Source organism: Streptococcus infantis (assembly GCF_001579645.1).
Lineage (GTDB): Bacteria > Bacillota > Bacilli > Lactobacillales > Streptococcaceae > Streptococcus > Streptococcus infantis_E.
Genome location: NZ_KQ970818.1, coordinates 828829 through 838381, shown reverse-complemented (window position 1 = coordinate 838381; position 9553 = coordinate 828829). Strand labels below are relative to the sequence as shown.

At 38.4% G+C, this 9553-nt stretch carries 12 protein-coding genes; 10 read left to right on the top strand and 2 right to left on the bottom strand.

Annotated features, from left to right (window positions below; translation table 11 throughout):
* Positions 1-867 (bottom strand): DEAD/DEAH box helicase (locus SINDD18_RS04010; protein ID WP_241497330.1); only part of this gene is annotated, 867 nt, incomplete at its 3' end.
* Positions 864-1841 carry a Gfo/Idh/MocA family protein gene (locus SINDD18_RS04005; RefSeq protein ID WP_061863171.1) on the bottom strand — a complete coding sequence of 326 codons (978 nt, stop codon included), beginning with the start codon at positions 1839-1841 and terminating at the stop codon, positions 864-866. The genes SINDD18_RS04005 and SINDD18_RS04010, both read right to left, overlap by 4 nt.
* Positions 1842-1986: 145 nt before the next feature.
* On the opposite strand from SINDD18_RS04005, the gene SINDD18_RS04000 reads away from it, so the two are divergent.
* The 10 genes from SINDD18_RS04000 to sdbB all read left to right on the top strand — a co-directional run bounded on the left by SINDD18_RS04000 (position 1987) and on the right by sdbB (position 9534).
* A complete protein-coding gene (locus tag SINDD18_RS04000) occupies positions 1987-2673 on the top strand; it encodes a YoaK family protein (RefSeq protein WP_061863170.1) in 687 nt (228 codons plus the stop codon).
* A 279-nt stretch (positions 2674-2952) separates the two neighbouring features.
* The gene (gene rplU / locus SINDD18_RS03995) at positions 2953-3267 is read left to right on the top strand and encodes a 50S ribosomal protein L21 (RefSeq protein WP_003007734.1); all 315 of its coding nucleotides are present in this window, start codon (positions 2953-2955) and stop codon (positions 3265-3267) included.
* 15 nt (positions 3268-3282) lie between these two features.
* Positions 3283-3627 carry a ribosomal-processing cysteine protease Prp gene (locus tag SINDD18_RS03990; RefSeq protein WP_000613699.1) on the top strand — a complete coding sequence of 115 codons (345 nt, stop codon included), beginning with the start codon at positions 3283-3285 and terminating at the stop codon, positions 3625-3627.
* A 16-nt stretch (positions 3628-3643) separates the two neighbouring features.
* A complete protein-coding gene (gene rpmA / locus SINDD18_RS03985; protein WP_000916509.1) occupies positions 3644-3937 on the top strand; it encodes a 50S ribosomal protein L27 in 294 nt (97 codons plus the stop codon).
* 213 nt (positions 3938-4150) lie between these two features.
* A complete protein-coding gene (locus tag SINDD18_RS03980; protein WP_061863169.1) occupies positions 4151-5410 on the top strand; it encodes a UDP-N-acetylglucosamine 1-carboxyvinyltransferase in 1260 nt (419 codons plus the stop codon).
* A gap of 17 nt (positions 5411-5427) precedes the next feature.
* A complete protein-coding gene (locus SINDD18_RS03975) occupies positions 5428-5979 on the top strand; it encodes a GNAT family N-acetyltransferase (RefSeq protein WP_061863168.1) in 552 nt (183 codons plus the stop codon).
* The gene (spxR, locus tag SINDD18_RS03970; protein ID WP_061863167.1) at positions 5972-7249 is read left to right on the top strand and encodes a CBS-HotDog domain-containing transcription factor SpxR; all 1278 of its coding nucleotides are present in this window, start codon (positions 5972-5974) and stop codon (positions 7247-7249) included. Before SINDD18_RS03975 ends, spxR begins: the two co-directional genes overlap by 8 nt.
* A 14-nt stretch (positions 7250-7263) precedes the next feature.
* A complete protein-coding gene (locus SINDD18_RS03965) occupies positions 7264-8124 on the top strand; it encodes a methionyl aminopeptidase (protein ID WP_045763436.1) in 861 nt (286 codons plus the stop codon).
* Positions 8125-8250: 126 nt separating this feature from the next.
* Positions 8251-8958: a thiol-disulfide oxidoreductase-associated membrane protein CcdA2 gene (gene ccdA2, locus SINDD18_RS03960; RefSeq protein ID WP_061863166.1), complete on the top strand. Its 708-nt coding sequence runs from the start codon at positions 8251-8253 to the stop codon at positions 8956-8958.
* 12 nt (positions 8959-8970) lie between these two features.
* Positions 8971-9534 (top strand): thiol-disulfide oxidoreductase-associated lipoprotein SdbB, encoded by a 564-nt coding sequence (gene sdbB, locus SINDD18_RS03955; RefSeq protein WP_061863165.1) that lies wholly within the window; start codon positions 8971-8973, stop codon positions 9532-9534.
* The last annotated feature ends 19 nt before the right edge of the window (positions 9535-9553 follow it).

Here is a 9553-nt window from a genome sequence, read left to right as displayed (position 1 = left end):
AGCTAGAAGGTCTGTTGCAAGAAGCAGTGTTAGTTGCTTGTCTTTGAATTTTTCGAGAATAACTTTTCTGAACTTAACGTTGACATCGCTAGCTAGTGAAACAGCTAAAACATCGCGATACTGCAATTTTTCCTCAGCGCTTCCGAGGTCTGACAAACTATTAAAGAATACCAGTCCGCGGAAATCCTCGACATGTGCCAGTTTTCTAAGCATATCAACTCTGTGTCGTTGGTCTACTTGCATGTAGAAGTGTTGAATGTTGTTCAATTTTTGATCAGAGAGATCGATGGTGCGCGTGTTAGGCGCAATCTTATCTTGGTCAAACTTGGTAGTGGCACTCATATAGATGAGTTGGTGGTCACGAGGTGCGTAGTGAGTGATTTTCTCAACAAAGTGAATTTGAGAATCATCTAGCAACTGATCGAACTCATCAAGAATGATCGTTTCCACATTCATCATCTTGATTTTTTTCAATTTGATCAGTTCAAAGATACGCCCAGGAGTTCCAATAAGGATTTCTGGGCCTTTTTTAAGTCGTTCGATTTGACGTTTCTGACTCGAACCAGAAAGGAATAGTTGAGCAGTCAAGCCAATTGCTTCACCCCAGGTTTTAGTTACCTCAAAAATCTGACCAGCCAGTTCAGTATTTGGTGCTAAAATCAATAGTTGCTGCGCTTTTTTCTTTTGGAGACGGAGAAGACTTGGCAGGAGATAAGCTAAAGTTTTTCCTGTACCAGTTGGACTGACTCCAAGGAGGGTTTGACCGTCTAAAATCGGATCAAAAAGCTGAGTTTGAATGGGGGTGAATTCTTGAAAGCCGAGTTGTTCGGTTAGCTCTAGCCATTCTGTAGGTAGTTTGGTTTTCATTTTTCTGCCTCAAATCTAATGCCAGCAGTCTGGCGCATGGTGTAAATTAGGTTATGGACGTGTGATGCATCCTCTAACCAAGCTTGGTAAAGTTCTGGGTTTGGCTGCTTGATCATGTTAGCAAAAGCAGCGACCTCCTCAGTCATGGTATGAGGTGCCTGCTGAATAGGTAGATGTGTTTCATTACCTTGATGATCTGTAAAAATAGCTGAGCGAACATGTTCAATGGTGTTGAGCGTCAAGGTTCCATCTGTTGTGTATATTTCACAAGGCAGATTAGAAGTAATATTTTTACCAGCCTTGATATGGACTTGATAACCGGGATAAGATAAGATACCATCTCCATTTAAATCAATGGTGTTGTCAAGTTGCTGAGCTTGATAGGTCGCATCAAGTGCCTTTCCAAACAAGCGAACCGCAGCATAGATCGGATAAATTCCCAAGTCCATGAGAGCCCCACCAGCAAAACGGTCTGAAAAAACATTTGGAGTGTTTCCAGAAAGAAGGTCTGGCATCTTAGAAGAATACTTGGCATAGTTGAAGTCTGCCCCTAAAACCTCCTTATCTACTAAAAATTTTTTTATAGTTGTGAAAGCTTCCTCATGATAGTTTCTTGCTGCTTCAAAGATAAAACATTGATTTTCTTGAGCTATTTCAACTAAATCCTGCCATTCTTGTGGTTGAGTCACCGCTGGTTTTTCAAGGATAACATGTTTAGCCGATGCTAGAGCAAGCTTGGCTTGAGTATAATGCAGAGAATTGGGACTTGCGATATAGACAATATCAAAATCAGACTGGAAGAAATCCTCTAAATTATCAAATAGACTAACATCTGTATAGGAACTAGCAAATTGCTGAGCAGTCGTGAGCTTTCTTGAATAAACAGCCACTAACTGGAATTCCTGACTAGTATGAGCAGCTTCTATAAAGTGGTGACTGATTGCACCAGTACCGATAATACCGAGTTTAAGCATGAAATCTCCTTTTCTACAAGTAATGACTGCTTTCATTATATCACAGATAGACTAAACTAGCCAAAGGGAGACAATTCTTTTGTTTGACACTTCGAATTTTCCTCAAAAAATGGTACAATAGATTCAGAAAAAATAGGAGTGTAGTATGAGATTATTACCTATGAGAAAAATTTCTCGTCATTCAAAACGATTGGCGCTTTTTTTGACTTTTTGTGCGGGTTATGTAGATGCCTATACCTTTATCATACGTGGGAATACTCTAGTTGCAGGCCAAACGGGAAATGTCGTTTTCCTTTCCGTTGGTCTCATTCAGGACAATGTTTCAGATGCCAGTGCCAAGGTAATGACCTTGATTTCCTTCATGGTAGGTGTCTTCCTCTTGACAGTCTATAAAGAAAAGTTGAGGATTGTAAGAAAACCAATTCTATCCCTTATTCCACTAGCAATTTTATCTTTGATAATAGGATTTGTTCCCTTGACGGTTGATAATATATATATAGTACCACCGTTAGCATTTTGTATGGGACTTGTAACAACAGCATTCGGAGAAGTTTCAGGAATTGCATACAACAATGCTTTTATGACTGGAAATATCAAACGAACAATGTTAGCATTTGGCGAATATGTTCGCACAAAACATACACCTTTTTTAAGAGAAGGTCTCATCTTTGTTAGCTTGCTGTCGAGTTTTGTGATTGGGGTTGTTGTATCAGCTTATCTGAGTATTTTTTATGAAGAAAAAACAATTTTAGGGATTCCAATCATGATGAGTATTTTTTATCTAAGTATGCTTTTTGCATCTTGGAGGAAAAAAATAAGAGAAAAAGTTTAAATTCGATGATAAATACTTGTCAAAAACTAGGAATCATGCTATACTTGAAGAGTTGACTATGCACAGTCCTGTGCAACCGCACGAACATCGTTGCTCGTCGTATAACAAATTTAAACTTTGTCATTATCGCCTTGCCTAACATAAGTTATGTCTTCGGCTCAATTCCTAGTTTATTCTTTGTTATACTAAGAGCTCTTCTTTTAAGTGGTTCGTCCCACGATGCTAGGCGAGTCTTCACAAAAATTCGGGGAAACCCCAAAAAATCATAGGAGGTGCATAATGAGCACATACGCAATTATCAAAACTGGCGGAAAACAAGTTAAAGTTGAAGTTGGTCAAGCAGTTTACGTTGAAAAATTGAACGTTGAAGCTGGTCAAGAAGTTACTTTTAACGAAGTTGTTCTTGTTGGTGGTGAAAACACTGTTGTCGGAACTCCACTTGTTTCTGGAGCTACTGTAGTTGGAACTGTTGAAAAACAAGGAAAACAAAAGAAAGTTGTTACTTACAAGTACAAACCTAAAAAAGGTAGCCACCGTAAACAAGGTCACCGTCAACCATACACTAAAGTTGTCATCAACGCAATCAACGCTTAATTTTAAGGAGAACACATGATACAAGCAGTCTTTGAGAGAGCCGAAGATGGCGAGCTGAGGAGTGCGGAGATTACTGGACACGCCGAGAGTGGCGAATACGGCCTAGATGTCGTGTGTGCATCGGTTTCTACGCTTGCCATAAACTTTATCAATTCCATTGAGAAATTTGCAGGCTATGAACCAATCTTAGAATTAAACGAAGATGAAGGTGGCTATCTGATGGTTGAAATTCCAAAAGATCTTCCTTCTCACCAGAGAGAAATGACACAATTATTCTTTGAATCATTTTTCTTAGGTATGGCAAACTTATCGGAGAACTCTTCTGAGTTCGTCCAAACCAGAGTTATCACAGAAAACTAACACGGAGGAAAACATTATGTTAAAAATGACTCTTAACAACTTGCAACTTTTCGCCCACAAAAAAGGTGGAGGTTCTACATCAAACGGACGCGATTCACAAGCTAAACGTCTTGGAGCTAAAGCAGCTGACGGACAAACTGTAACTGGTGGATCAATCCTTTACCGTCAACGTGGTACACACATCTATCCAGGTGTAAACGTTGGACGTGGTGGAGACGATACTTTGTTCGCTAAAGTTGAAGGCGTAGTACGTTTCGAACGTAAAGGTCGCGATAAGAAACAGGTTTCTGTTTACCCAATCGCAAAATAAACATTAAATAAGGCTTTCCAAGATTTTTGGAAAGCTTTTTTTCTTGAACAATATTAGTATCAGTTATTTTTAAAGTTTACTTGAGAAATTGTTTTAAATCAATAAAATCTTAAGGAGCTTATTTGATTTATTATGATAGATAATAAGAAGGAAATATGGTATAATATAGGGTGAGACCTTATGAATAAATAGTGAAAGAGTATATAAAAAATAATGAAAAAAATAGTCATTAACGGTGGACGTCCATTAAAGGGTGAGATAACCATTAGCGGAGCAAAAAATAGTGTAGTTGCTCTGATTCCTGCTATTATTTTATCAGATGATGTAGTTATTTTGGATTGTGTTCCAGATATCTCCGATGTCGCTAGTTTGGTTGATATTATGGAAATTATGGGTGCGAGTGTCAAGCGCTATGATGACGTTCTAGAAATTGATCCTCGTGGTGTTCAAAATAAACCAATGCCATACGGTAAGATTAACAGTCTTCGCGCATCCTATTATTTCTACGGTAGTCTTCTTGGACGCTTCGGTGAAGCAACAGTAGGTTTGCCTGGTGGATGTGACTTGGGACCTCGTCCTATTGACTTGCACTTGAAAGCTTTTGAAGCTATGGGTGCTAAGACAACCTATGAGGGAGACAATATGAATCTCTCAACTAATGGTTCTAAGTTACAGGGTGCTAGTATTTATATGGACACTGTAAGTGTAGGAGCAACTATTAATACGATGCTTGCAGCAGTAAAAGCTCAAGGACGTACAGTCATTGAAAATGCTGCTCGAGAGCCTGAAATTATTGATGTAGCTACTTTGTTAAATAATATGGGAGCTCATATTCGTGGTGCAGGTACGGATATGATTACTATCGATGGTGTTGAATCTCTACACGGCACACGTCATCAAGTTATTCCAGATCGTATCGAAGCTGGTACTTATATTTCTTTAGCTGCTGCTGTGGGACAAGGAATTCTTATTAACAATGTACTTTATGAACATTTAGAAGGTTTTATTGCGAAACTTGAAGAAATGGGTGTTCATATGACTGTTTCTGAAGATAGTATCTTTGTTGAAGAGCAGAAAAATCTAAAAGCTGTTAATATCAAGACTGCTCCATATCCAGGATTTGCTACAGACCTTCAACAACCGATTACACCACTTTTGTTGAGAGCAGAAGGACGAGGGACACTGATTGATACCATTTATGAAAAACGTGTCAACCATGTCTTTGAATTAGCTAAAATGAACGCAGATATTACAACGACTAATGATCACATTATCTATAAGGGTGGTAATTCTTTACACGGTGCAAGTGTAAGAGCGACTGACTTACGTGCAGGTGCAGCCTTGGTTATTGCTGGATTAATGGCTGAAGGTAGAACAGAAATTACTAGTGTAGAGTTCATCCTACGAGGCTACTCAAATATTATTGAGAAATTACGTAACCTTGGAGCAGATATTGAGCTAATCGAAGATTAGCCATTTTGAGGAACACAATGAATATCTGGACAAAATTAGCAATGTATTCTTTCTATGAGACGGAACGTTTGTATTTCCGTCCATTCTTTTTTACGGATGTAGATGACTTTCATGCTCTAGCATCAGACCCTGAAAATCTCCAATTTATTTTTCCTACGCAAGCCAGCATTGAGGAAAGTCAATATGCTCTTGCTAACTACTTTATGAAATCACCTTTGGGAATTTGGGCGATTTGTGATAAGAAAGCACAGAAGATGATTGGAGCCATCAAGTTTGAAAAGCTGGATGAAATCCGTAAAGAAGCAGAAATTGGCTATTTTTTAAGGAAAGATTATTGGTCTCAAGGATATATGACGGAAGCAGTGACTAAATTACGAGATTTATCCATAAACGTATTTGCATTGAAGCAACTTTCGATTGTGACACATCTAGAAAATGTTGCTAGTCAGAAAGTAGCAGAAAAATCAAATTTTGTTCTTTATCGTCGTTTTAAAGGTAGCGATCGTTATACCCGAAAGATGCGGGATTATCTAGAATTCCGTTATACAAAAGGAAATCTAAATGAGTAAACACCAAGAAATATTAGCCTACTTGGAAGAATTACCAGTTGGGAAGCGTGTCAGTGTTCGTAGTATTTCAAATCGGCTGGGAGTAAGTGATGGTACGGCATATCGGGCTATCAAAGAAGCTGAAAATAGGGGACTTGTTGAAACACGTCCTCGAAGTGGAACAGTACGTGTAAAGTCAAAAAAAGTAGCTATTGAGAAATTAACGTTCGCAGAAATTGCAGAAGTTACAGGCTCGGAAGTTTTAGCTGGTCAAGCTGGATTGGACAGAGAATTTAGTAAATTCTCCATTGGAGCGATGACTGAAAAGAATATTCTTTCTTATCTTCATGATGGTGGCTTACTTATCGTAGGAGATCGAACACGTATTCAGTTATTAGCACTTGAAAATGAAAATGCTGTCTTGGTAACAGGTGGATTTGAAGTTCACGAAGATGTTTTAGAATCTGCCAATAAGAAAAATATTCCAGTATTACGCAGTAAGCATGATACATTTACAATTGCGACTATGATCAACAGAGCTTTGTCCAACGTTCAGATCAAGACAGATATTTTGACGGTTGAAAAAATCTATCGTACTAGTCATGAATATGGATTTCTACAGGAAACAGATACTGTCAAAGATTATCTAGACTTGGTTCGTAAGAATAGAACGAGCCGTTTCCCTGTCATCAATCAGCATCAGGTAGTTGTTGGTGTAGTTACTATGCGTGATGCTGGAGATAAATCACCTGGTACAACGATAGATAAGGTCATGACAAGGACAGTCTATATGACTGGTTTAGCGACGAATATCGCTAACGTTAGCCAGAGAATGATTGCTGAAGACTTTGAAATGGTACCTGTTGTGAGAAGTAATCAAACTTTACTTGGTGTTATTACTAGACGGGATGTCATGGAAAAGATGAGCCGCTCTCAAGTTTCAGCATTACCAACATTTTCAGAACAGGTTGGTCAGAAGTTATCTTACCACCATGATGAAGTTGTCATTACGGTTGAACCATTTATGTTGGAAAAAAATGGGGTCCTTGCAAATGGAGTTCTTTCAGAAATTTTGACCCATATGACGCAGGATCTGGTCGTGAATAGTGGACGTAATCTCATCATTGAACAGATGTTGATTTACTTTTTACAGGCTGTTCAGATTGATGATATCTTGCGAATTCAGGCTAGAATTATTCATCATACGAGAAGGTCAGCCATTATTGACTATGACATTTATATCAATCATCAAATCGTATCAAAAGCAAATGTTACTGTAAAAATTAATTAAAACTAGGAGAAAACATGATTACATTAAAATCAGCTAGAGAAATCGAAGCAATGGATAAGGCTGGCGATTTTCTTGCCAGTATTCACATCGGTTTGCGTGACATCATCAAACCAGGTGTAGATATGTGGGAAGTAGAAGAATATGTGCGTCGTCGTTGTAAAGAAGAAAATTTCCTCCCTCTTCAAATTGGTGTTGATGGGGCAATGATGGATTATCCATACGCAACTTGTTGTTCGCTTAATGACGAAGTAGCCCATGCTTTTCCACGCCACTATATTTTGAAGGAAGGCGATTTGCTGAAAGTAGATATGGTTCTTGGTGGGCCAATCGCTAAGTCTGACCTCAATGTTTCTAAGCTCAATTTTAACAACGTTGAACAGATGAAAAAATATACCCAAAACTTTACGGGTGGTTTAGCTGATTCTTGTTGGGCTTATGCTGTTGGTAAACCGTCAGAAGAAGTTAAAAACTTGATGGATGTCACCAAGGAAGCAATGTATAAGGGAATTGAGCAAGCTGTTGTCGGAAACCGTATCGGAGATATCGGAGCTGCTATTCAGGAATATGCTGAAAGTCGTGGTTACGGAGTTGTTCGCGATCTTGTAGGGCACGGAGTTGGTCCAACTATGCACGAAGAACCAATGGTTCCAAACTATGGTATCGCAGGTCGTGGTCTTCGCCTTCGTGAAGGTATGGTCTTAACCATTGAACCTATGATCAATACAGGTGATTGGGAAATCGATACAGATATGAAAACAGGCTGGGCTCACAAAACAATTGATGGTGGCCTGTCATGTCAGTACGAACATCAGTTTGTTATCACCAAAGATGGTCCTGTAATCTTGACAAGTCAAGGTGAAGAGGGAACTTATTAATAAAAAAAGGAGCTGAGCTCCTTTTTTAATACCTTAGAGTTGAAATCAAATTTGCGTAGCGGATTTCTTACAAACATCTTCTTTTGTAGTAAAATATAAATTGAATATATGAAGGAAGGTTCTTAATTGGAAAGTATTTTATTTTTTATTTCTGTCTTTATAGCTGGGGTCTTGTCATTCTTTTCTCCCTGTATCTTTCCCTTGTTACCAGTCTATGCAGGTGTCCTGCTAGATGATCAAGAGAAGTCAAAGACATTTCGTTTTTTAGGTAAGGATGTTGCCTGGTCAGGATTGATTCGTACCCTTTGTTTCATTGCTGGTATCTCTCTCATTTTCTTTATTCTTGGATTTGGAGCAGGATTCCTTGGGAATTTATTTTATGCTGACTGGTTCCGTTATGTTATGGGAATCATGATTATCATACTGGGATTGCATCAGATGGAAATTTTTCATCTGCAAAAATTGGAGGTACAAAAAACTGTAACATTTAATCAAAAACAGTCTAGTAAATATCTGTCGGCCTTTTTACTGGGAATCAGTTTCAGCTTTGGTTGGACTCCATGTATCGGTCCAGTTTTAAGTTCTGTTTTAGCACTGGCTGCGTCAGGAGGAAATGGAGCTCTACAAGGGGCCCTATTAACCCTCATTTATACTCTCGGAATGGCGCTTCCATTTTTAGTATTAGCCTTGGCATCAGGTCTTGTCATGCCCTATTTTAGTAGAATCAAGTCCCACATAGTCTTATTGAAGAAAATTGGTGGTTTATTGATCATTCTCATGGGAATTTTATTAATGTTGGGACAGTTAAATGTCTTATCTGGAATATTAGGATAAAAGGAGTTATCTATGAAAAAAATTATCTATTTTGGACTTGGTTTCTTGTCTCTCTTACTTCTGATTGCTTGTGGCAAGGAAGAGGAAAAATCAAGTAAACAAAATCAAACAAGTCAACCGCAGCAGCAAACAACTGTGAAGCAAGTAGCTATTGGAGCAGAAGCACCTGATTTCACCCTTCAATCTATGGATGGAAAAGAAGTCAAATTATCTGATTATAAAGGTAAAAAAGTTTATCTTAAATTTTGGGCATCTTGGTGTGGACCATGCAAGAAGAGTATGCCAGAATTGATGGAGCTTGCTGCTAAGGAAGATCGTGATTTCGAAATTTTATCTGTCATTGCGCCAGGACTTCAAGGTGAAAAAACTGTAGAGCAATTTCCAAAATGGTTTGAGGAACAAGGCTATAAAGACATTCCTGTTTTATATGATACAAAAGGAGCTGTTTTTCAAGCTTATCAAATTCGAAGCATCCCTACAGAGTATCTAATTGATTCACAGGGTAAAATTGCTAAGATTCAATTAGGAGCGATTAGTAATGCAGATGCAGAAGCAGCATTTGCTCAAATGAAATAAAGTAATGAAATCATAGAGA

What these genes read in the sequence shown, in the direction of transcription:
- SINDD18_RS03990 (WP_000613699.1), top strand. Translation starts at nt 3,283, where the DNA reads ATGATACAAGCAGTCTTTGAGAGAGCCGAAGATGGCGAGCTGAGGAGT.
- rpmA (WP_000916509.1), top strand. Translation starts at nt 3,644, where the DNA reads ATGTTAAAAATGACTCTTAACAACTTGCAACTTTTCGCCCACAAAAAA.
- sdbB (WP_061863165.1), top strand. Translation starts at nt 8,971, where the DNA reads ATGAAAAAAATTATCTATTTTGGACTTGGTTTCTTGTCTCTCTTACTT.
- SINDD18_RS03980 (WP_061863169.1), top strand. Translation starts at nt 4,151, where the DNA reads ATGAAAAAAATAGTCATTAACGGTGGACGTCCATTAAAGGGTGAGATA.
- rplU (WP_003007734.1), top strand. Translation starts at nt 2,953, where the DNA reads ATGAGCACATACGCAATTATCAAAACTGGCGGAAAACAAGTTAAAGTT.
- SINDD18_RS04000 (WP_061863170.1), top strand. Translation starts at nt 1,987, where the DNA reads ATGAGATTATTACCTATGAGAAAAATTTCTCGTCATTCAAAACGATTG.
- SINDD18_RS03975 (WP_061863168.1), top strand. Translation starts at nt 5,428, where the DNA reads ATGAATATCTGGACAAAATTAGCAATGTATTCTTTCTATGAGACGGAA.
- SINDD18_RS03965 (WP_045763436.1), top strand. Translation starts at nt 7,264, where the DNA reads ATGATTACATTAAAATCAGCTAGAGAAATCGAAGCAATGGATAAGGCT.
- spxR (WP_061863167.1), top strand. Translation starts at nt 5,972, where the DNA reads ATGAGTAAACACCAAGAAATATTAGCCTACTTGGAAGAATTACCAGTT.
- SINDD18_RS04005 (WP_061863171.1), bottom strand. Translation starts at nt 1,841, where the DNA reads ATGCTTAAACTCGGTATTATCGGTACTGGTGCAATCAGTCACCACTTT.